Below are 21,814 nucleotides of genomic sequence, written 5' to 3'. Positions count from 1 at the left end.
CTGCCCCTTGCGCCTGTCAGGCGGCGCGATCCATCAGGAACTGCGCCAGCAGCGGCACCGGACGGCCGGTGGCACCCTTGGCCGCGCCGCTCTTCCAGGCCGTGCCGGCGATGTCCAGGTGGGCCCAGTCGTACTTTTCTGTGAAGCGCGCCAGGAAGCAGGCGGCGGTCACGCTGCCGGCCGGGCGGCCGCCGATATTGGCCATGTCGGCGAAGTTCGACTTGAGCTGGTCCTGGTACTCGTCGTCCAGCGGCATGCGCCAGGCGGTGTCCATGGACGTGCGGCCGGCCTGCAGGAGCTGGTCGGCGAGCGCGTCGCTGCGCGCGTAGAGGCCGCTGTTGATGTGGCCCAGCGCGATGATGCAGGCGCCCGTCAGCGTCGCGACATCGATCACCGCGGCCGGCTTGAAGCGCTCGACGTAGGTCAGCGCGTCGCACAGGATCAGGCGGCCTTCGGCGTCGGTGTTCAGGATCTCGATGGTCTGGCCCGACATGCTGGTCACGACGTCGCCGGGCTTCGTGGCCACGCCGCTGGGCATGTTCTCGCAGGTCGGCACCACGGCGATCACGTTGAGCTTCAGGCCCATCTCGGCCACGGCCTGCAGCGTGCCCAGCACCGAGGCGGCGCCGCACATGTCGTACTTCATTTCATCCATGCCCTCGCCCGGCTTGAGCGAGATGCCGCCGGTATCGAAGGTGATGCCCTTGCCCACCAGCACGACCGGCGCCTGCTTGGCACCGGCGCCGTCATAGCGCAGCACGATGAACTGCGGCGGCTCGTCGCTGCCCCGGGTCACGGACAGGAACGAGCCCATGTTGAGCGCTTCGATCTGCTTGCGGCCGAGCACTTCCACCTTGAGCTTGTGGCGCTTGGCAATGGCGCGTGCCGTGTTGGCCAGGTAGGTCGGGGTGCAGATATTGGACGGCAGGTTGCCCAGGTCGCGGGTCAGTTCCATGCCGTTGGCAATGGCCGTGCCACGCACCACGGCCTGGGTCGCGGCCTTGGCATGGTTGGCGTCCACGGCCAGCACTACCTTGCGCAGCGTCGGCTTGTCGGCCGCGCCCGGCTTGCCGTTGGCGCGCTTCAGGCCCGGGTGGCGCTCCAGCAGGCGGTAGCCCGCGTCGCGCACCAGCGTGATGGTGGTAATGACCGCCCAGCCGATGTCGCGCTGCTGCGGCGGCTGCTGCGACAGGCACCACAGCGCCGAGGTGGCGCGCGTGGCCGACAAGGCACGCACGGCCGTGCGCACGGCTTCGGCAAAGGCCTTGTCGTTGAAATCCGCCTCTTTGCCCAGGCCGACCAGCAGCACGCGGGCGGCGCCCACGCCGGCCACTTCGTGCAGCGTGAGCTGCGTGCCGCGCTTGCCTTCGAAGTCGCCCTGCTTCAGCAACCGTGCGACCAAGCCCTTGGTGGCCACGTCGAGGGCCTTGGCCACGCCCGCCAGGTTCTGGCCTTCGAACACGCCGACCACCAGGCAGTCGGTCTTTGTCGCCAGGAAACCATTTTGGCCGGCTTTACTCCAATCCAGGGCTTTTGTGCTAAATTCCATCGCGCTTCCTTCCAGGGGCTTGTAGACACGAAAGCCTCCATTATCCGCGATTTTTATCCGCGACCTGCCGCTGCCGATCCGCCCCGCCGCCAGCCCGCTGTCCTGCGAGGCACTTCACGCACGGCTCATCGCCCGCGCCGGCCGGCAGTCCGGAACCGACACCGCATGATCTTTCAACAAGCCCTGCGACGCGAGCTCGCCTACACCGCCGGCGCGGTGTTCCTGGTGATGCTGACCTTCATGCTCACGTCGCTCGTGATCCGTATCCTGGGCCTGGCCGCCAATGGCAAGGCCAGCCCTAACGATGTGCTGATCCTGATCGGCCTGGCCACCATCGGCTACCTGTCCATCCTGCTCTCGGCCACGCTGTTCATCTCGACGCTGATCGTGCTGACGCGCTGGTACAAGGACTCCGAGATGGTGGTCTGGTTCTCGGCCGGCATCTCGCTGCGCGACCTGGTCAAGCCGGTGCTGCAGTTCGCCGCGCCGTTCATCGTGCTGGCGCTGCTGCTGGGCATGTTCGCGTGGCCGTGGGCCAACCAGCAGAGCGCGCTGTTCCGCGACCGCTTCGAGCAGCGCGGCGTGCTGTCGATGATTGCCGCCGGGCGTTTCATCGAGCCATCCAACGGCAACTACGTGCTGTTCATCGAAGGCATCGATGCCGACATGAAATACGCCCGCAACGTCTTCGTCGCCAATGCCGAGGCCAACAAGATCGGCGTCGCGCTGGCCCACCAGGGCACCTTCGAAACCATGCCCAACGGCGACCGCCTGGTGGTGATGGAGAACGGCCGCCGCTACGCGGGCACGCCGGGCCAGATCGACTATCGCATCGTCGAGTTCGAGCGCTATGCGGTCAAGGTGGACAACAAGCCACCTGAAAGCCAGAACGAGCAGCCGCCCAAGAGCCGCAACACCATCGACCTGCTGCGCAACCCCACGCGCGAGAACCTCGGCGAGCTGCTCTGGCGCATTTCGCTGCCGATTCTCGCCTTCAACTTCGTCATGATCGCGATCCCGCTGGCATACGTGAACCCGCGGCTCGGGCGCTACACGCCGCTGGTATTCGCGGTGCTGATCTACCTGACCTACAGCAACATGATCAACCTCGCCCAGTCCTGGGTGCGCTCCGGCTCGGTCCCGTTCTGGCTGGGGTGGTGGCCGATCCACCTGGTGGTGTTCCTGGCCGCGCTGCTGATGTTCCGCTACCGCCAGAACCGCAGCCTGGGAGGCTGGCGCGCCGTGTTCGGGCGTCGGCCCGCACCCGCCAAGGGGGGTACGGCATGAGGCTGCTGCGCGTCTATGAGCGCTACTTTGCGCGCCAGGTTTATGGGGTGTTCATCTTCATCCTGTTCGCGGTGCTGTCGTTGTTCGTGTTCTTCGACTTGCTCAACGAACTGGAGAGCGTCAACGGCAAGTACACCTCGCTGATCGCGTTCCTGCATGTCCTGCTGCAGGCCCCCACGCGGATCTACGAGGTGTTGCCGATCGCAGTGCTGATCAGCGCGATCTATGTCTTCTCGCAGCTCGCCAGCCAGTCCGAGTACACCATCTTCCGCGTGGCGGGGCTCAATACGCGCCAGGCGCTGTTCTCGCTGTTCAAGCTGGCGGTGCCGCTGGCCATCATCACGTTCATCTTCGGCGAGTTCATCGGGCCGCGCGCGGAGCAGTTCGCGCAGAAGATCAAGCTGGAAGCCATTGGCGCCACGGTCTCGTCGGACTTCCGCTCCGGCGTGTGGGTCAAGGACCGCGACAAGGACGCGACCGGCAGCGAGGTTACGCGCTTCGTCAATGTGGCCGGGTTGCGGCCGGACCAGACCATCACGGGCATCACGGTCTACGAGTTCGACGACCGTTACCGCCTGCGCGTCATCCGCGTGGTCAAGGAAGGCCGGTACCAGGGTGCCCAGTCGTGGCAGCTCAACGATGTCAACGAAACCCGCTTTTCCGAACTGAACCAGCAGCCGTCCACCACCCGGCGCGACGGCCTGGCGCCCGAGTTCCGCGCGGAACAGGTGCGCTTCCCGAGCGTCACCATGCACTCTGAACTCACGCCCCAGATCCTGTCCGTGCTGCTGGTCACGCCCGAGCGCATGTCCACGCTGGACCTGTTCCGCTATATCCGGCACCTGCGTGACAACAAGCAGGACACGCAGCGCTACGAGATCGCGTTCTGGAAGAAGGTGGTCTACCCGCTGACGCTGTTCGTCATGATGGCGCTTGCCCTGCCCTTCGCGTACCTGCACGCGCGTGCCGGCGCGGTCGGCGTCAAGGTGTTCGGCGGGATCATGCTCGGGCTGTCTTTCCACCTGTCGAATACGCTGTTCTCGCACGTGGGGCTGCTGCATACGTGGCCGCCGATCGTGTCGGCGCTCGTGCCAGGCACGCTGTACCTGCTGCTGGCGCTGACGGCGTTGCGCTGGGTCGATCGTCACTGACGCAAGGCCACGCCATGCAACCGACCGAAACCACGCCCAGTCGCCAGGCCCTTGTCCTGTTCGCGCATGGCGCGCGCGATGTGCGCTGGCGTGAACCATTCGACCGGCTGGCGCAGAAGCTCTGCGCCGTGCTGCCGGATATGCCGGTGCGCCTTGCCTTCCTGGAACTGATGTCGCCGCAGTTGCCGGAGGCCCTCGGTGAACTGGCTGCCGCAGGCGTCGACGAGATCACCGTAGTACCTGTGTTCTTTGGCCAGGGCGGCCACCTGCGGCGCGACCTGCCGGCGCTGGTCGATGCCTGCCGGCAACAGTACCCTGCCCTGTCGATTCGCTGCGCCGCGGCCGTGGGCGAAGCCGACAGCGTACTGGATGCGATTGCCTCGTACTGCGTGGCGTCGCTCGCCCCGGCTGCGACTGATGGCGCCTGAAAGAAAGGTTCTTCGCCGGAATGCGGGGGATGGAAGATGATGGGGTTTGTGTGCTTGGCAGGCGCCGCTGGCCATCAACGATACGCTTCTTGTTTTCAAGCGGCTTTGGTCTCGCGAGACGTGGTTGCCCGTTCGAACCTGCTACGCATAGTGATTCAGAACCAGTGCCTGCGATAACCGGCTTGTGTACGATCCCCATGTAGGGCTCGGGTACAGCGTTCCAACAGCGTCAGCGGTGGGACGCCTACGGCTGCGCTGCGCGCACGTCCTAGTCGGTCTGCGACGGGCATCATCGTCGCCAGTGCCAACGGTTCGGTTTCTCTGCTTCGCTGCGGCGCGGTTTGCCTGCGGCCTGGGTTACTTTTTGTCGCTCGGACAAAAAGTGACTCGCCGGCTACGCCGGCGAAACAGCGGCGCCTGCCAAGCACGACAACCCATCATCCCCCATCCCCCACAATCCGCCGAGGAACAAAAAAAACCGGGCAGTTGCCCGGTCGTTCTTTCGTCTGCAACGCTGCCTCAGGCCGCTTTCGCCGCAACAGGCTCCGTCACATCGAGCACCGGCTCCGTCGCCCGGCCCGCCAGCGCCGCGCCGATCATCAGCAAGCTCGGCTGTGCCGGGTCGATCCAGCCGGCTGCCTCGCCGGCCGCCATCTGCTGCAGCGTGAAGGCATGGCTGCGCTGGCGCGGCGTGCTCACGGCCTCCACTACCCAGGCCGGTGTCGAAGGAGCCTTGCCGTGCGCGATCAGTTGCGCCGCGATGGCCGCAGCCTGGTCACGCCCCATGTAGTAGACCAGCGTATCGGCGCGCACATCGGCCTCGATGTCGGCCACCGCGGCCGGCACTTCGGTGCCGTCCGCCGCCTTGGCCTGCGTGGCAAAGGCAACGCTGCGCGACACGCCGCGCTTGGTGAGCGGCTTGGCGATGGCCGATGCGGCCGCGAGCGCGGCGGTAATGCCGGGCACCACCTCGTACGCGATGCCCGCGGCTTCCAGCGCCTGAAGCTCCTCGTCGGCGCGGCCGAACAGCATGGGGTCGCCGCCCTTCAGGCGCACCACGCGTTCGAACTTGGTAGCCATGTCGACGATCTGGCGGTTGATGAACAATTGCGCCGTCGAACGCTTGCCACAACGCTTGCCCACTTCCACCAGCTTCGCCTGCGGACACCAGGCCAGCATCTCCGGCGATACCAGTGCGTCATGCAGCACGACCTGGGCTTCGCCCAACAACCGTGCACCACGCACCGTAATGAGGTCCGCCGCCCCGGGACCCGCCCCGATCAGGTAGACCTTGCCGGTCGCTTTGCCTGTCTTGCTCATCATCTGCCCCTTGCGCTTGCGCTTGACTGCGTGTCGTAACGCTCAGGAGTACGCACGGATCATGCCCGCGGCCACCGTATGATTGGTCGCCTCGTCGATCAGCACGAATGCGCCGGTCGCCGGGTTGTCACCGTAGGTGTCGCAAACAATCGGCTTCTGCAGCGAGAGTTGCACCGAGCCGATATCGTTCAGGCGGATCTCGTGACGGCCCGTCTCGTGCGACAGCGTGTGCACGTCGAGCACGCGATCCACCGCCGATATGCGCGCGAACACGCTGGCCGTGGTGTGCTTGAGCACGTACTTGCGCGACGGGTTCAGCGATTCGTCGTCGAACCAGCACAGGTCGGCCTGCAGCTTCTTGGCCGAGGCGGCCGTCGCGTCGGCGGTAACGAACATGTCACCGCGTGATACATCGACGTCCTCGGCCAGGCGCACCGTTACGGTATCGCCCGCGCTGGCGGAGTCGGCGGCGCCGTTCGGCGTCAGCACCTCGGCCACCACGGCTTCGCGGTTGGCCGGCAGCACGCGCAGCTTCTGGCCGACGCGCACGGTGCCTGCCTCGACACGGCCGGCATAGCCGCGAAAATCGTCCGACTGCGAGCCGTCCTGGCGGATCACCAGTTGCACCGGGAAGCGCAGCGCGGCGTCGCCTTCGGGCGCGGCTTCTTCCACTGGCAGCTCTTCGAGCAGCGGCAGCAAGGACTCGCCCTGATACCACGGCATGGCGTCGCTGGCATGCACGATATTGTCGCCGCGCAGCGCCGACACCGGCACGTAGCGCACGTCCTTCAGGCCGAGCTGTTCAGCCAGTTCGGCATAGGCCGCGCGGATTTCGTTGAAGCGTTCTTCGCTGTAGTCGACCAGGTCCATCTTGTTGACGGCCACGATCACGTGCTGCAGCTCCAGCAGCTTCAGGATGGCCGAATGGCGCTTGGTCTGCGCGAGCAGCTCGGCGCGGCCGTCCTTGACCGTCACGCGGGTGGCGTCCACCAGCACGATGGCCGCGTGCGCGGTCGAGGCGCCCGTGACCATGTTGCGCGTGTACTGCTCGTGGCCCGGCGTATCGGCGATGATGAACTTGCGGCGCGCCGTGGAGAAATAGCGGTACGCCACGTCGATGGTGATGCCCTGCTCCCGCTCGGCTTCGAGGCCGTCAGTCAGCAGCGAGAAATCGATTTCTTCGCCCGCGGTGCGCTTGTTCTTGGCGTTGGCGAGCGCAGTGAGCTGGTCGGACAGCACGGCCTTGCTGTCGAACAGCAGGCGGCCGATCAGCGTGCTCTTGCCGTCGTCGACGGAGCCGGCGGTAATGAAGCGCAGCAGGCCCTGGTGGGTAGATTGGTGAGTCATGTCTGAATCCTTGGCTGCGTCGGCTTAGAAATAGCCTTCCTTCTTGCGGCGTTCCATCGACGCCTCGCTGGTCTGGTCGTCCATGCGCGTGGCGCCGCGCTCGGTGATCTCGGTCACGGCCGTCTCGGCGATGATCGATTCCGGCGAATCCGCCGTGCTGGCCACCGGGCAGGTGCAGCTGATGTCGCCCACTGTGCGGAAGCGGACCGACAGCACCTCGCTGACGTCGCCGTCCTGCTTCGGCGTGATCGGCGTCACCGGCACCAGCAGGCCGTTCTTGCGCACCACTTCGCGCTGGTGCGCGTAGTAGATCGGCGGCAGCGCCAGCTTTTCGCGGGCGATGTACTGCCACACGTCCAGCTCGGTCCAGTTCGAGATCGGGAACACGCGCATCTGCTCGCCCTGCGCCATGCGGGCGTTGTAGAGGCTCCACAGCTCGGGGCGCTGGGCCTTGGGGTCCCACTGGCCGAACTCGTCGCGGAACGAGAAGATGCGCTCCTTGGCGCGGGCCTTCTCTTCGTCGCGGCGGGCACCGCCCATCAGCGCGTCGAACTGGTGCTCGGCGATGGTTTCCAGCAGCGTCACAGCCTGCGCGGCGTTGCGCGAGTCAGTGTCCTTGCGCAGGCGCACGGTGCCGCGCTTGATGGAATCTTCCACGTGCCCCACCACCAGGCGCGCGCCGAGCTCGGCCACGCGCTGGTCGCGGAACGTGATCACTTCCGGGTAGTTGTGGCCGGTGTCGATGTGCACCAGCGGGAACGGCAGGTCGATCTTGCGGTCACCGAGGCGGAAGGCCTTCAGCGCCAGGTGCAGCATGACGATCGAATCCTTGCCGCCCGAGAACAGCAGCGCCGGGTTGCGGCACTCGGCCACGACCTCGCGGATGATGTAGATCGACTCGGCCTCCAGGCGGTCGAGGTGGTCGTTCTGTACCTGCAGCAGGTGCGCCACGTTGCTGGCGGCGCTTGCGATGTCGTTCATGATGCCCATGTCGTTCGGCCTCGAATGCTTCAATGCGTCAATGCTTGATGTTCTGTTCGTGGAGCCCGCACTCTTTCGAGTCCTTGCTCTCCCACCACCAGCGCCCGGCACGCACGTCCTCACCGGCGCGCACCGCGCGGGTACAGGGTTCGCAGCCAATGCTGGGGTAGCCCTTGGCATGCAGCGCGTTGACCGGCACGTTGTGGCGCTTCAGGTAAGCCCATACCTCGGCCTCGGTCCAGTCCGCGAGCGGATTGAACTTCGGGATGCCGCGGGCTTCGTCCAGTTCCTCGAACGGCAGCTCGGCGCGCGTGACGGCCTGTTCGCGGCGCTGGCCGGTCATCCAGGCATCGGCGTGCGACAGCGCTCGGTTGAGCGGCTCCACCTTGCGGATGCCGCAGCATTCCTTGCGCAGGTCGACGCTGTCATAGAACGCGTTCAATCCGTGCTTCTTCAGGTAGTTCTCGACGGCCTCGGTGTCCGGCGTGAACTGCTCGACGGTGTAGCCGTAGTGCGCCTTGACCTGATCGAGGACAGCCAGGGTCTCGGCGTGCAGGCGCCCGGTGTTCAGCGTGAACACGCGGATGCCGGCGCGTACGGCCTCCGTGCCGCGCAGGATCGCATCGGTCAGCACCATGTCCTCGGCGGCGAGGCTGGTGGCGAAGCGCGCGCGGAAGAAGCGCCCGGCAATGCCCGCCAGGCGGGTCGCCAGCTCGCGCTCCTTCTCTTCCAGCGCCGCCAGGCTGCCCGTGCACTCGGGCATGGTCCACAGCGCGGGACGCAGCGCCGACGCCGGCGCGCCGGCATCCACCACCGCGATGTCGCTCAATGCACTGCTCATGCCGATTCCCTTGCGCCAAACTCGGCGCGCGCGCGCCGGAACAGCGGCAGCGGCTCGTCGACCGAAGCCTGGTACGTCACGGTGAACTCGGTGAAGCCCTTGATCGCGTCGTCGATGTTCTTGTCGGCACGCACCGCGAAGGTGTCGAAGCCGCAGCGCTTCATGAAGTTGAGCTGGTCGCGCAGCACGTCGCCGATCGCGCGCAGCTGGCCCTTCCACTGGTAGCGGGTGCGCAGCAGGTAGGCCGTGGAAAAGCCGCGGCCATCGCGGAACACCGGGAAATCGACCGCGACCACGGCCACGCCGTCGAACAGCGCCTGGGCATCGCCCGGCTCGTCTTCGGGAGCAAGCCACACGCCGGTGCGCTCGCGCGCGCGGCCGGCCAGCAGGCCTTCATGCGACTTCCACACCGACAGCGGGAACAGGACGGCATCCTGGCTCTGCACGGCGGCGGTGATCTGCTCGTCGGTCAGCGGCTGGCCCTCGGCGCCGCGCAGCACGGTCCAGCTGTCTTCGACGATGACCGGGGTGACCGCGTCGGCGGTACGTTGCAGTTGAATGATCTTTGCCATGTGTCTTTCTCCGGTCCTCAGGCTTCGGCGCGCTCGCGCGGTTGCTTGTCGGCGTACACGCGTTCCTTGAACGGGGTGATGCCGATCCGGTTCACGGTTTCGATGAAGCGCTCGTCTTCGATGCGGTTGGCCACGAAGGTCTCGATGATGCGCGAGATCACATCCGGCATTTCCTCGGCGCTGAACGACGGGCCGATGACCTTGCCCAGCGCCGTGCTGTTGCCCTGGGCGCCGCCCAGCGTGACCTGGTACCACTCGGAACCATCCTTGTCGACGCCGAGGATGCCGATATTGCCGACATGGTGGTGGCCGCAGGCGTTGATGCAGCCCGAGATGTTCAGCGACACTTCGCCCAGGTCATGGACGAAGTCCAGGTTGTCGAAACGCTCCTGGATGGCCAGCGCGATCGGGATCGACTTGGCGTTGGCCAGCGAGCAGAAGTCGCCGCCAGGGCAGGCGATGATGTCGGTCAGCAGGCCGATGTTGGCAGTGGCCAGGCCAGCCTTCTTCGCCAGTTGCCACAGCTCGTACAGGTCGTGCTTCTTCACGTCCGGCAGCACCAGGTTCTGCTCGTGCGCGACGCGCAGCTCGCCGAAGCCGAAGCGGTCGGCCAGGTCGGCCACGGCTTCCATCTGCTCGGCGGTAGCGTCGCCCGGAGGCGAGACCGGACCCGGCTTGGTCGACAGCGTCACGGCGGCGTAGCCCGGTACCTTGTGGCCATGCACGCTGCGGCTGACCCAGCGGGCGAAGGCCTTGTCTTCGAGCAGGTGCTTCTCGTACGAAGTGTCGGTGTCGGCCAGCTTTTCATAGGCCGGCGGCGCGAAGTACTGCGCCACGCGGTCGAACTCGTCCTGCGTCAGCGTGCCCGGGCCGTCCTTGCTGTACTGCCATTCCTCTTCGACTTCCTGCGCGAACTTCTCGGCGCCGATGGCCTTGACCAGGATCTTGATGCGCGCCTTGTACTTGTTGTCGCGGCGGCCATAGCGGTTGTACACGCGGATGGCGGACTCGACGTAGGTCAGCATGTGCTGCCACGGCAGGTCGTCCTTGATGACCGTGCCGAGGATCGGGGTACGGCCCAGGCCGCCGCCGGCCAGCACGCGGATGCGGGTCTCGCCGGCGTCGTTCTTGTAGGCGTAGATGCCGATGTCATGCATCTGCACCACGGCGCGGTCGTCCTTCGAGGCCGAGATCGCGATCTTGAACTTGCGCGGCAGGAACGCGAATTCCGGCTGGAACGTGCTCCACTGGCGCAGCAACTCGGCCAGCACGCGCGGGTCCACCGACTCGTCCGGCGCCACGCCGGCGAAGTGGTCGGTGGTGATATTGCGCACGCAGTTGCCCGAGGTCTGGATGCCGTGCATCTCGACGCTGGCGAGCTCGGCCAGCACGTCTGGCACGCGCTCGAGTTCCATCCAGTTGTACTGGATGTTCTGGCGCGTGGAGAAGTGGCCGTAGCCGCGGTCGTACTCGCGCGCGATGTGGGCCAGCTTGCGCAGCTGCTTGGAGGCCAGCAGGCCGTACGGAATCGCCACGCGCAGCATGTAGGCATGGCGCTGCATGTACAGGCCGTTCTGCAGGCGCAGCGGCAGGAATTCTTCCTCGGTCAGCTCGTCCGACAGGCGGCGGCGCACCTGGTCACGGAACTGGGCGACGCGCTCGTTGACGATGCGCTGGTCATATTGGTCGTACTGATACATGGCGGGGTCCGTTCAGTATTCGTGGGATTCAGGAGACGAGCTTGATGGCGACCAGGGTCAGCGTGGTGGCCAGGGCCGCGCGCACCAGGCGCTCGGGCAGCGCGCGGGAAAGCTGAGCACCCAGCCAGATGCCGGGGATCGAGCCCACCAGCAGCGCCAGCAGCAGATTCCAGTCGACGGTGCCGAGCCACACATGGCCCAGCCCGGCCAGCGCCGTCAGCGGGACGGCGTAGGCGATATCGGTGCCGGCCACTTCGGCCGGCTTCATTTGCGGATACAGCAGCAGGATCAGCGTGGCGCCGACCGCGCCGGCGCCGATCGAGGAAACGGTCACCAGCACGCCCAGCACAGCGCCCACCACGATCGTGGCGATGGCCTGCGAGCGGCCAGCGAGCTGAAAGCGCGGATTGCGTTCGAGCCAGACCAGCATCTGCTTGCGGAACAGCAGCGACAGCACGGTCAGCAGCACCGACACGCCGATCGTCACGCGAATCGCGTGCAGCCACTGTCCATTGAGTTCACCGGCGCTCTTCAGGACCAGGATGGCGGCCGCCGCGGCCGGCAGGCTGCCAAGGCACAGGCGGCGCACGACCTGCCACTGCACATGCCCGTGCGCACGGTGCGCTAGCGTGCCGAAGCCCTTGGTGATCGACGCGAAGGCCAGGTCCGTACCGACCGCCGTGGCCGGCGAGAAGCCGAACAGCAGCGTCAGCAGCGGCGTCATGAGCGAGCCCCCGCCCACACCGGTCAGACCGACGAGGACGCCTACGAGCAGACCGGAAACGGTATAGGCAAGGGACATTGGGAGGCTCGGCTGGGCCAGTCCGTCTTGCCGGCGCCACTTTCAGGGTGGCGGCTGCGGGCGCAATGCGGGCTGGCCGTTCATTAACAAAGTTCGAGAATCGTAATAAACTGGCCTCATACCTCAAACTAATAAGAAGTTGTTTGTTTATACGACTGAAGTTATATGAACCTGCACCAGTTTCGTTTTGTGCGTGAAGCGGTACGCCAGAACTACAATCTGACGGAAGCTGCAAAAGCGCTCTACACATCACAACCCGGTGTGTCCAAGGCCATTATTGAGCTGGAAGAAGAGCTGGGTGTCGATATCTTCACGCGCCATGGCAAGCGCATCCGCAGCCTGACCGAGCCGGGGCGCCGCATCCTGAACTCGGTGGAGAAGATTCTCCAGGAAGTGGAAAGCCTGAAGCGTGTCGGCATGGACTATGCCGCCCAGGACCAGGGCAACTTCACCATCGCGACGACGCACACCCAGGCGCGCTATGCGCTGCCGCGCGTCATCAGCGAGTTCACGAAGCGCTACCCGAAAGTGCGGCTGTCGATCCAGCAGGGCAACCCGGCACAGATTGCCGACATGCTGCTCCATGACCAAGCCGACATCGGTATTGCTACCGAAGGCATTTCCGACGAGAAGACCCTGGTCTCGCTACCCGGCTACCAATGGCAACATGTGGTGATCACGCCACCCGACCACCCGCTGCTGGAAAAGAAACATCTGGCGCTGGAGGACCTGAAGAACTACCCGCTCATCACTTACGACCCGAATTTCGCCGGACGGCCGAAGATCGACAAGGCGTTCGAGCTGCGCCACCTGCAGCCCGACATCATCCTGGAAGCGATCGATGCGGACGTGATCAAGACCTATGTGGAGATCGGGCTGGGCATCGGCATTGTCGCCGGCCTTGCGTATGATGCCGAGCGCGACCGCAACCTGCGGGGCATCCCGGCCGGGCACCTGTTCGGCACCAATGTGACGCACCTGGCCGTCAAGCAGGGCGCCTACCTGCGCAGCTTCGTCTATACCTTCATCGAACTGTTTTCGCCAACGCTGAACCGCAAGCTGGTGGAACAGGCCATGTCGGGCGAGCACGAGGCCTACGAACTTTGAGCCCCGTCGCCCCGCCCTTTCTTCTTATGCAGGACACTTTCATGCACGTTTTCCTGGCACGCCCGTGCCGCCCGCAGCCGGAGGCCCGCTCATGAGCGAACTCCCGCAGATCCACTGGACCGAGGACGGCGCCGAGCATAGCGCGCGCTGGCGCTCCGAAGCCGGCCTGCCGCCGCCGCGCCGCGTGGTGGTGGCCGATGACACTACCTCCGCCGACACCGCCTACCGCCTGGCCTGCGAAGGCACCGCGCTGTTGTGGCGCGGCGACTTCCAGAACGCGCGTCAGCTGCTGCAGGCCATGGCCCGCCGTACCGAGCGCAAGCCCAAGAAGAAGAGCCGGCCCGGGCACAAACCCGCCGCACCCGAGTCGATCACCGAGGCTTTCCACCAGCACAGGCTGGCGCAGTCCCAGCGCGCACGGACGCTGGGCATGCTGTTGCTGCCCTTCGACGTCGGCCACAAGGTGCCGCTGCGCCGCGCGCCGGATGTCACGCAGGCTTGCGAGCAGGTTTATGGCGAAGCCGGCGAGGCCTATGTGGCGTCGATGCGCGAGCTGCTCGGCATGATCGGCGCCTACGAATGGCGCCGCAAGGGCGTGGAGATTCCCGCGCTGGGCGCGCGCATCCACCCGTGGTACGGCGTCTTCTCGCCGGTGCGCGGCGAGTATGTGGACCTGGTCGCCAATGAGCCGCTGCCTTCGAAGACCCTTGCCTTCGACATCGGCACAGGCACCGGCGTGCTATCGGCCGTGCTGGCCAGGCGTGGCGTCCAGCGCGTCGTGGCCACGGACCAGGATGCGCGCGCACTGGCTTGCGCGCGCGAGAATCTCGAACAGCTTGGTGTGGCTGGCCAGGTAGAGATCCTGGAGGCCGACCTGTTCCCGCCGGGCCGCGCGCCGCTGGTCGTCTGCAACCCGCCCTGGGTCCCGGCACGACCGAGCTCGCCCGTGGAGCGCGCCGTCTACGATCCCGACAGCGCGATGCTGCGCGGCTTCCTCGACGGCCTGGCGGCGCACCTCGAGCCTGGCGGCGAGGGCTGGCTGTTGCTGTCCGACCTGGCCGAGCACCTCGGCCTGCGCTCGCGCGAGCAACTGCTCGGCTGGATCGAAGCGGCCGGCCTGCAGGTGCTGGGCCGCTCGGACATCCGCCCGCGCCACCCGCGTGCGGCGGACGCCGCGGACGCGCTGCATGCAGCGCGCTCGGCGGAAGTCACTTCGCTCTGGCGGCTGGGCGCACGGTAAGCACGCGCCACTGGACAATGCGGACGATCAGCCGCTCCGCTATGCTTGCTGCCTGACTGCTTCTCTCCCCACATCCGCGGGAGAGAAGCAGCAGAGAAAAAAGAGAAAACACATCAAGAGGAGAACCATGTCCAACCTGCTGCGCCGCGCGCTCGCCGTCGCCTGCGCCTCCGCCACCGCACTGATTGCCAATGCCGCATTTGCCGACATCCGTGTCGGCGTGGATGTCTCGACCACCGGGCCGGCGGCATCGATCGGCATTCCGTCGAAGAACACCGTCCTGATGTGGCCCCAGACGCTCGGCGGGCAGAAAGCCCACTACGTCCTGCTCGACGACGGCTCGGACCCCGCCGCCGCGGTGCGCAACGTGCGCAAGCTGATTTCCGAGGAAAAGGTCGATGTCATCGTCGGCCCCAACATCACGCCCAACGCGATTGCCGCGCTGGATGCCATCGCCGAGAACGAAACGCCCATGGTGGCGCTGGCCGCCTCCGCCGCGATCATCGAGCCGCTGACCGATGCGCGCCGGCGCTGGGCCTTCAAGATGCCGCAGAACGACTCGCACATGGCCACGGTGCTGACCGAGTACATGGGCAACCATGGCGTGAAGACGGTCGGCTTCATCGGTTTCTCCGACACCTACGGCGAAAGCTGGTGGCGCGAGTTCTCGCGCCTGGCGGAAGTGCGCAAGCTGAAGGTCGTCGGCAATGAACGCTTTGGCCGCAACGACACCTCGGTGACCGGGCAGGTGCTCAAGCTGATGTCGGCCAACCCGGACGCCATCCTCATCGCCGGCTCGGGCACGCCCGCGGTGCTGCCGCAGAAGACGCTGGTCGAGCGCGGCTACAAGGGAAGGATCTACCAGACCCATGGCATCGCCACGTGGGACTTCCTGCGTGTGGGTGGCAAGGACGTGGAAGGCACGCTGTTCCCGACCGGTCCCGTCGTGGTGGCACGCCAGTTGCCGGCCAGCCATCCCGTGCGCAAGGTGGCGCTCGATTTCGTCACGCGCTATGAAGCGAAGTACGGCGCCGACAGCGTGACCCAGTTCGCCGGCGACGCGTGGGGCGCGTGGCAATTGCTGGACGATGCCTCGCGGCGCGCGCTGAAGACCGGCGCCCAGCCTGGCACACGCGAATTCCGCAACGCCTTGCGCAACGCCATTGAAGCCACCACCAACCTCACCGTTCCCAACGGCGTGCTGAACCTGAACGCGAAGGACCACCAGGGCTTCGACCAGCGCTCGCGCGTGATGGGAACCGTCCGCAACGGCAAGTTCGCCTACGCGGGCGACGAGTAGCACCTGTAGCCATTGCGACCGGCACGGCCGCCCTGAAAGGGAAACACCGCATGACCACCACCACTCCACAATCCTCCGCGCGCACCGTCGCCTTTATCGGCCTGGGCGCGATGGGCACGCACATGGTCCGCCACCTGCTGGCCGCCGGCCATTCGGTGCGCGCCTTCGTGCGCCGCCCGGAAGCCGCCGAGGCTGCGCGCGCGCTTGGCGCCGAGCCGTACTTCACGCCCGCCGAAGCCGCGCGCGGCGCCAGCGTGGTGTTCACCAACGTCACGTCGTCCGAGGACGTGCGCCAGGTGCTGCTCGGCGAGAACGGCGCGATCCACGGCGCCGCCCCCGGCACGGTCTGCGTCGACCACAGCACCATCTCGCCGATCGTCACGCGCGAAATCGCCGCCGCGCTGGCCGCGCGCGGCATCGACATGCTGGACTGCCCGGTATCCGGCGGCACCATGGGGGCCGAGGCCGCCACGCTGACCATCATGGTCGGCGGCAAGCCCGCCGTGCTGGAAGACGTGCGCCCGCTGCTGGCGCTGCTCGGCAAGACCATCACGCACATTGGCGACCACGGCGCTGGCCAGGTGGCCAAGCTGTGCAACCAGATCGCGCAGGTGGTCAACATCGAAGGCATCGCCGAGGCCATGCGCTTCGCGTCTGCGCAGCAGGTCGATACGGCGCGCGTGTTCGAGGCCATGTCCACCGGCATGGCCGGCAGCCGCATGCTCGACATGATGGGCCCCAAGATGGTCGCCCGCGACTTCGCCGCCGGCATCGAGGCGCGGCTGCATGACAAGGACTTCGGACTGGCGCGCGATATCGCGGGGCAGATCGGACTGACGCTGCCCGCTCTGCAGGCCACTTCCGCCCAGCTGCAGATCCTGATGGACAAGGGCTGGGGCAAGGACGACACCTCGTCCCTGCTGCGCGTGCTGGAGGATTGAGCGCGGCTACGCCCTGACGCCCGTCAGGGCCAGGACAGCGCGCAGCAGCGTGCTGTCGGGATTGGCCAGGTCGTCCATCACGTTGAAGTGATGACGGCCCGGCAGCGGCACATCCTGCGCCGCATTGGCATTGGCCGGCCACGCGGCGCGGATCAACGCGTTCTGGCGGTGGTACTCGGCGGCTTCCAGTTCGCCCACGGCCGTCACCAGCGGCGCGTGCGTCGCGGGCTGCATGAATGCCGGCGACAGGCGCGCCACGTCGGCCTCGGACAGGCGCAGGTCGCGCTGCAGGAAGTCGGCGCGGCGCAGCGGCTCCAGGTCGTACAGGCCGCTGATCGACAGCCCGCCCTTGATCAGGTCGTCCGGCAGGTCCTGGCCCACCTGCGGCCACAGCGCCGCCATCAGCATGGCCACGAGGTGACCGCCAACCGAGTGGCCCGCCACGAAGATGCGCGCGTGGTCGTGGCCGAGCCGCTCCGATTGCCGGTAGAGCCACGCTACGCTGCCCACCACCTGGCGCACGATGGCCGGTACGGTCACGGACGGGCACAACGAATAGTTCACGACCGCCACCGATACGCCGAGCCGCGGCAGCTCGCTCGCCACGAAGCTGTGGTCGCGCTTGTCGAGCGCGCGGAAATAGCCCCCATGCACGAACACCAGCAGCGGCGGGCGCTCGCCGGTCCCCGGGAAGTAGTCCAGCCGCTCGTCCTGCGCGTGGGCCGAACCCGGTGCGGCATAGCTGAGATCCTCCTGGTAGCCGCCGCGCGCGCGTACCTGCGCCGACAGCGTCGCCCAGCGCGCCATGTGCTCGGCGTTGTCGGGCACGCGGGCGCGGTTGTTGTATTCTCGCTCGTAGAAGGCCGGGTCCTGCGAAGGCAGCCGGGCCAGGCTGGCCAGGGAGGATTGTGCGGGCATGGCGTGCTCGGTGGCGCGTGGCAAACCCTGCCATCGTAGCTCCGGCCCGGCCTGCGCGGATATCCGTACCAATACCACTCACCGGACCGCGCCATGGTCGTCAAACGCAGTCTCCGGGCCGGCCGGCCCGACCAGCTCGGCCCGCCCGAACCCACGCCGGACGACGCCGCCGGCCGCTGCCCGCTCTGCGGCAGGCCACTCGTGGAAGGCCCGAGCACCGACCTCCACCATCCCGTGCCGCGCAGCCATGGCGGGCGCGACACCGTACCGATGCACCGCGTCTGCCACCAGAAAATCCACTCGGTCTTCACCGAGGCCGAGCTGGCGGGCGGCTTCCACGACTGGGAGGCACTGCGGCACCACCCGGCCATGGCCGACTTTATTCGCTGGATCGCCCGCAAGCCGCCCGAATACAACGACCGCAGCCGCCACACAAACGCCCGGCGGGGCCGCTGAGCGCGCCCGCAGGTTGTCGGCAGCGACGATTTCCGGCATAATTCGCGGCTCAGCGCGGTGCCGATTCAGGCGCCCACACCTGCCCGGGTGGTGAAACAGGTAGACGCAGGGGACTCAAAATCCCCCGCCGCAAGGCGTGTCGGTTCGAGTCCGACCCCGGGCACCAGACACAGTTCCAAAGCAGTTCCCAGAACCCGCAAACCCCGCCCAGCCTGGCTTTGCGGGGTTTTTTGTTTCCCGTAGAGTCCGAGAACGTCCTCACTCCAGTGAAACCCCATATTCCGGGGTGGCGCTCTGCTGTTTCACCCGCTGCAGCATCCTCCGAGCAACGGCCACCCGCCAATTTGCGGAAACACCAAGAACCCCGCCCGAGAGAAGCTTTGGATACGCCAGCAGCGCCCAGAACTATCGTGGGCTACCCAGCACTTTCGCATGCACGAAAACGCTCGGGTTTCTTGATTGGCATCAAGAGCCAATTCCCCTGGATGCCCACACTGACAATGCGAATTCGAATTCTATCCAGCAGAGCCTCCCTTTTCGTAGCCTGGTTCTTCGCTGCCGGCGCCTTTTTCGCATGGCTCCACAACGTGCTTGAAGGCAAAGACTAACCTTGAACCGAAAGGGCTTGTCTGACACGGCACACGCCTTCCCTTGCCTGGACGTTTGCTCTTTGCCCCTTCCGTCTGGACTGGCGGTCGACTGTGGATAGCACCGGCCCCAATTTCTACCGATTCGCGACAACACGAAAGGCCCTTCATGGAACCTCGACAACAGCAGTTTTCCCTCTGGTATGTGCTCTTGGCCGTCTCGGCGATGCTCATCCTTCAGAGTGTCCTGTTCTCGTCCCACGTCGAAACGTTACCGTACAGCGACTTCAAGGTTCTGCTCAAGGCGGGCAAGCTCAAGGACATTTCCCTTGGCGAGGGCGCCATTACGGGTACGGTCAACACCGATGGCATTGAGCATTTGCTTCCCAAGCAACAAGTCGAAGAGATGCAGCGTCAGGAGAAGGGGGACCACCTGTTCTCAACGCTCCGGGTCAATGACCCGAATCTGGTCCAGGACCTCGAAACTGCCAAGGTGCGCTTTGTTGGCCAGGCCGACAACAAGTGGATTAGCACGCTGTTGTCCTGGGTTGTTCCTGCAATGCTCTTCTTTGCCGTCTGGAGCTTCCTCATCAAACGGATGGGTGGTGCCGCCGGCGGCATGATGGAGATTGGGAAGAGCAAAGCCAAGGTCTACATGCAAAAGGAAACTGGCGTGACGTTTGCCGACGTCGCCGGTATCGACGAAGCCAAGGACGAGCTTGCTGAAATCGTCAATTTCCTGAAGGACTCGCAGCGCTATCGTCGCCTGGGTGGCAAGATTCCCAAGGGCGTGCTGCTACTCGGGGCGCCGGGCACCGGCAAGACACTCCTGGCAAAGGCGGTAGCCGGTGAGGCCGGCGTGCCGTTCTTCAGCATGAGTGGCTCGGACTTCGTCGAGATGTTTGTCGGAGTCGGGGCAGCACGGGTGCGCGACCTCTTCAACCAGGCGGAGACCAAAGCACCCTGCATTATCTTCATCGACGAACTCGACGCGCTGGGCAAAACTCGTGCGCTCGGTGCAGTTACCGGCAATGACGAACGCGAACAGACCCTAAACCAATTGCTGGTCGAGATGGATGGCTTTGATACCAACAAGGGCGTCATCATTATGGCCGCGACCAATCGGCCGGAAATTCTCGACCCTGCACTATTGCGCCCAGGACGGTTTGACCGTCATGTCGCGTTGGACCGCCCAGACCTGAAGGGTCGCGAGCAGATTCTCAAAGTCCACATCAGGAATGTCGTCCTGGCTCCCACTGTCGAACTGACAAAGCTGGCAGCCCGCACGCCTGGCTTCGCTGGGGCAGACCTCGCCAACCTCGTCAACGAGGCCGCTCTGCTGGCTGCGCGCAAGGGTAAAGATGCCGTGGAGATGGTCGATTTCGACGAGGCACTGGACCGCATCATTGGCGGCCTGGAGAAGAAGAATCGCGTCATGAATCCACAGGAGAAGGAAACCATCGCGTACCACGAGGCCGGTCACGCCATCGTCGCGGAACTGCGCCCCCGCTCTGACCGAGTTTCAAAGGTCTCCATCATTCCGCGTGGCGTGGCAGCACTCGGCTATACACAGCAGACGCCGACCGAGGACCGCTATTTACTGAAGCAGAGCGAACTACTTGACCGGCTCGATGTGCTGCTCGGCGGGCGAATGGCCGAGCAAATCGTCTTTGGCGATGTATCCACCGGCGCCCAGAATGACTTGCAGCGAGCGACGGACATGGCACGCCAGATGATTACGCAGTTCGGTATGAGCGACCAGCTTGGACTTGCGACTTACGAGGACATGCCAAGCCCCCTATTCAACGCACCAGGACTGGTGCCCCGGGGACGTAAGGAGTACAGCGAGAGCACGGCTCAGATTATTGATGCGGAGGTCCGGAAGATCCTGGGTGACGCGAGCCAGCGGGTGAAGCAGACTTTGCTGGCAAATCGGCACAAGCTGGACGCACTTGCGAAGCTACTGCTCGAACAGGAAGTCGTCGACCGACCTGCCCTGGACCTGCTGCTCTCCGAAAAAGTCACCCAGCTTACCCCCGGGAGGCCTCACCCAGCTCCACCCGATGCGTCCGAATCGCCAAAGGGGAACCAAGAGAATGAAGGCAAGTAGCAAGAGTTCTACATCCGAAGCAAGCGCCATTTCCCATGAGGACTACGAGGCCAGCCTGCACCTGCTGCAAATTGAACTGGTCAAGCTGCAGAAGCACTTCATCTGCTGCAACGACCGGATTCTGGGTGCATACCCTCGTCCTTAAGCCTCGCAAGGGCTTCAGGCGTGGTGGCCTTCACAGGGTCTGAGACGGCTGGCCTTAGGATGACCATCAGGGATGGTGCGTGCGACGAACGGCGGCGACAGTGGCCTCCCTGGCACCCCAAGTCGAAATGCTTGATTAACGCGAGAGGCCCGTGCGCTGCGCGCCAGTGGTAACCAAGCTCAACGGAGCGAGGCCAACTTACGCCTTTGAATAACCGACGTCTGCCGCCTGCGTGGCAATGACAGATGGCCCGCTGAGAACAGACTACTTGCTCATCATACCGCCGCCCATTCCCTGCCCCATCCCTTGGCCCATACTGCCGCCGCCCATCGCTTGAGAACCCGTCATTGCCTGCATCATTTCCTGCATGAAGGCCATGTGCTGGCCCATCATGTCCTGACACATTTGCATTTGGTCGGGCGATGCTCCGCCTTTGCCCTTGGGCGACGACATCCCGCCTGCGCCGGCCATTCCCATTCCCATCATGTCCTTGTGCATGACAGCCATGGCATCCTGCACGACCTTGTTGCGTTCGGCCATCAGTGCCTGGACCTCTTCCGGGGTTCCGGCCCGCGACAGCCGCTCACGGATTGCGCGCAAGTGTGCTGTCTTGGCGTCGAGGTCACCATCTCCCTTTTTCTGGGGTGTGACCGCCGGCGCCGGCTTTTTTACCTGCTCCTTAGGATGGTGCTTCTCGTGCTCGGCGTCGTTTGACGGCGATGCCGAGAAGGCGACGGGCGCCCATGCGAGGGCAGCGGCTGCGAGGAGGATGGGAAAGCGGCGAAGGTGGACCATGCGAAAGCTCCTCGTTTATAAGAAAGTAGTTGAACTATAGGACCCGTGGTTTCCGTTAAATTGACAAGCGTCAACTTTTGCATGGGGAAGGGTTGGGGGTTTCGTGCTTGGCAGGCGCGGCTGTTTCGCCGGCTTAGCCGGCGGGGGCTTTGTGGTTGGGATTGGGTTGTCGTGCTTGGCGGGCGCCGCTGTTTCGCCGGCGTAGCCGGCGACTTACTCTTTTGTCCGAGCGACAAA

At 65.4% G+C, this 21,814-nt stretch carries 19 protein-coding genes, 1 tRNA gene and 1 pseudogene; 11 read left to right on the top strand and 10 right to left on the bottom strand.

The annotated features are described in order from the left end of the window. Positions 1-16: 16 nt before the first annotated feature. Positions 17-1,549 carry a leucyl aminopeptidase gene (locus tag AC3FNH_RS07735; protein WP_488719625.1) on the bottom strand — a complete coding sequence of 511 codons (1,533 nt, stop codon included), beginning with the start codon at positions 1,547-1,549 and terminating at the stop codon, positions 17-19. Positions 1,550-1,714: 165 nt separating this feature from the next. Here AC3FNH_RS07735 and lptF point away from each other — a divergent pair, with 165 nt between their 5' ends. Genes lptF through AC3FNH_RS07720 form a run of 3 tightly spaced genes read left to right on the top strand, consistent with a single transcriptional unit; the run spans position 1,715 to position 4,415 of the window. After that, entirely contained in the window at positions 1,715-2,836 is a 1,122-nt protein-coding gene (gene lptF, locus AC3FNH_RS07730; protein WP_276098327.1) for an LPS export ABC transporter permease LptF, read from the top strand. After that, on the top strand, positions 2,833-3,987 hold the full coding sequence (lptG, locus tag AC3FNH_RS07725; RefSeq protein ID WP_276098328.1) for an LPS export ABC transporter permease LptG: 1,155 nt from the start codon (positions 2,833-2,835) through the stop codon (positions 3,985-3,987). The genes lptF and lptG overlap by 4 nt, the downstream gene beginning before the upstream one ends. 14 nt (positions 3,988-4,001) lie before the next feature. Continuing rightward, on the top strand, positions 4,002-4,415 hold the full coding sequence (locus AC3FNH_RS07720) for a sirohydrochlorin chelatase (protein WP_488719624.1): 414 nt from the start codon (positions 4,002-4,004) through the stop codon (positions 4,413-4,415). 519 nt (positions 4,416-4,934) lie between these two features. Here AC3FNH_RS07720 and cobA read toward each other — a convergent pair. From cobA to AC3FNH_RS07685, 7 genes are read right to left on the bottom strand one after another with little or no spacing between them, the layout of a single operon-like run. After that, positions 4,935-5,738, bottom strand: a complete 804-nt coding sequence (gene cobA, locus AC3FNH_RS07715) for a uroporphyrinogen-III C-methyltransferase (protein WP_488719623.1) — start codon at positions 5,736-5,738, stop codon at positions 4,935-4,937. 39 nt (positions 5,739-5,777) lie between these two features. Continuing rightward, positions 5,778-7,082 (bottom strand): sulfate adenylyltransferase subunit 1, encoded by a 1,305-nt coding sequence (locus AC3FNH_RS07710; protein WP_488719622.1) that lies wholly within the window; start codon positions 7,080-7,082, stop codon positions 5,778-5,780. Positions 7,083-7,106: 24 nt separating this feature from the next. Then, a complete protein-coding gene (cysD, locus tag AC3FNH_RS07705; RefSeq protein ID WP_276100805.1) occupies positions 7,107-8,072 on the bottom strand; it encodes a sulfate adenylyltransferase subunit CysD in 966 nt (321 codons plus the stop codon). A 28-nt stretch (positions 8,073-8,100) separates the two neighbouring features. Continuing rightward, positions 8,101-8,904, bottom strand: coding sequence for a phosphoadenylyl-sulfate reductase (locus AC3FNH_RS07700; protein ID WP_488719621.1), 804 nt, complete (start codon positions 8,902-8,904; stop codon positions 8,101-8,103). Beyond that, entirely contained in the window at positions 8,901-9,476 is a 576-nt protein-coding gene (locus tag AC3FNH_RS07695; RefSeq protein ID WP_276098333.1) for a DUF934 domain-containing protein, read from the bottom strand. The genes AC3FNH_RS07700 and AC3FNH_RS07695 overlap by 4 nt, the downstream gene beginning before the upstream one ends. Positions 9,477-9,493: 17 nt before the next feature. Then, a complete protein-coding gene (locus AC3FNH_RS07690) occupies positions 9,494-11,176 on the bottom strand; it encodes a nitrite/sulfite reductase (protein WP_488719620.1) in 1,683 nt (560 codons plus the stop codon). Positions 11,177-11,204: 28 nt separating this feature from the next. After that, positions 11,205-11,978, bottom strand: a complete 774-nt coding sequence (locus AC3FNH_RS07685) for a sulfite exporter TauE/SafE family protein (protein WP_488719619.1) — start codon at positions 11,976-11,978, stop codon at positions 11,205-11,207. 165 nt (positions 11,979-12,143) lie between these two features. On the opposite strand from AC3FNH_RS07685, the gene AC3FNH_RS07680 reads away from it, so the two are divergent. The 4 genes from AC3FNH_RS07680 to AC3FNH_RS07665 all read left to right on the top strand — a co-directional run bounded on the left by AC3FNH_RS07680 (position 12,144) and on the right by AC3FNH_RS07665 (position 16,566). Continuing rightward, positions 12,144-13,085, top strand: coding sequence for a CysB family HTH-type transcriptional regulator (locus AC3FNH_RS07680; protein WP_276098336.1), 942 nt, complete (start codon positions 12,144-12,146; stop codon positions 13,083-13,085). 91 nt (positions 13,086-13,176) lie between these two features. Further along, positions 13,177-14,325, top strand: a complete 1,149-nt coding sequence (locus AC3FNH_RS07675) for a methyltransferase (protein ID WP_488719618.1) — start codon at positions 13,177-13,179, stop codon at positions 14,323-14,325. Positions 14,326-14,452: 127 nt separating this feature from the next. Next, positions 14,453-15,625, top strand: a complete 1,173-nt coding sequence (locus tag AC3FNH_RS07670) for an ABC transporter substrate-binding protein (RefSeq protein ID WP_488719617.1) — start codon at positions 14,453-14,455, stop codon at positions 15,623-15,625. 50 nt (positions 15,626-15,675) lie between these two features. Further along, the gene (locus AC3FNH_RS07665; protein WP_276098339.1) at positions 15,676-16,566 is read left to right on the top strand and encodes an NAD(P)-dependent oxidoreductase; all 891 of its coding nucleotides are present in this window, start codon (positions 15,676-15,678) and stop codon (positions 16,564-16,566) included. Positions 16,567-16,572: 6 nt separating this feature from the next. On the opposite strand, the gene AC3FNH_RS07660 is transcribed toward AC3FNH_RS07665, so the two are convergent. After that, positions 16,573-17,484: an alpha/beta hydrolase gene (locus AC3FNH_RS07660; protein ID WP_488719616.1), complete on the bottom strand. Its 912-nt coding sequence runs from the start codon at positions 17,482-17,484 to the stop codon at positions 16,573-16,575. Positions 17,485-17,577: 93 nt separating this feature from the next. Here AC3FNH_RS07660 and AC3FNH_RS07655 point away from each other — a divergent pair, with 93 nt between their 5' ends. From AC3FNH_RS07655 to AC3FNH_RS07640, 4 genes and pseudogenes are all read left to right on the top strand, one after another. Next, a complete protein-coding gene (locus AC3FNH_RS07655) occupies positions 17,578-17,940 on the top strand; it encodes an HNH endonuclease (protein ID WP_488719615.1) in 363 nt (120 codons plus the stop codon). Between the two features lie 81 nt (positions 17,941-18,021). Continuing rightward, positions 18,022-18,106 (top strand) — tRNA-Leu (locus tag AC3FNH_RS07650). A gap of 590 nt (positions 18,107-18,696) precedes the next feature. Continuing rightward, positions 18,697-20,637 (top strand): ATP-dependent zinc metalloprotease FtsH, encoded by a 1,941-nt coding sequence (ftsH, locus tag AC3FNH_RS07645; protein WP_488719614.1) that lies wholly within the window; start codon positions 18,697-18,699, stop codon positions 20,635-20,637. Next, positions 20,624-20,761: pseudogene (locus tag AC3FNH_RS07640) on the top strand (polyphosphate kinase 2); the annotation flags it as partial. The gene ftsH and the pseudogene AC3FNH_RS07640, both read left to right, overlap by 14 nt. Before the next feature lie 285 nt (positions 20,762-21,046). On the opposite strand, the gene AC3FNH_RS07635 reads toward AC3FNH_RS07640, so the two are convergent. Then, a complete protein-coding gene (locus AC3FNH_RS07635) occupies positions 21,047-21,577 on the bottom strand; it encodes a hypothetical protein (RefSeq protein WP_488719613.1) in 531 nt (176 codons plus the stop codon). Positions 21,578-21,814 lie beyond the last annotated feature (237 nt).

Source organism: Cupriavidus sp. 22TCCZM01-5, from assembly GCF_057798915.1.
This window is presented reverse-complemented; position numbering and strand designations above follow the sequence as displayed.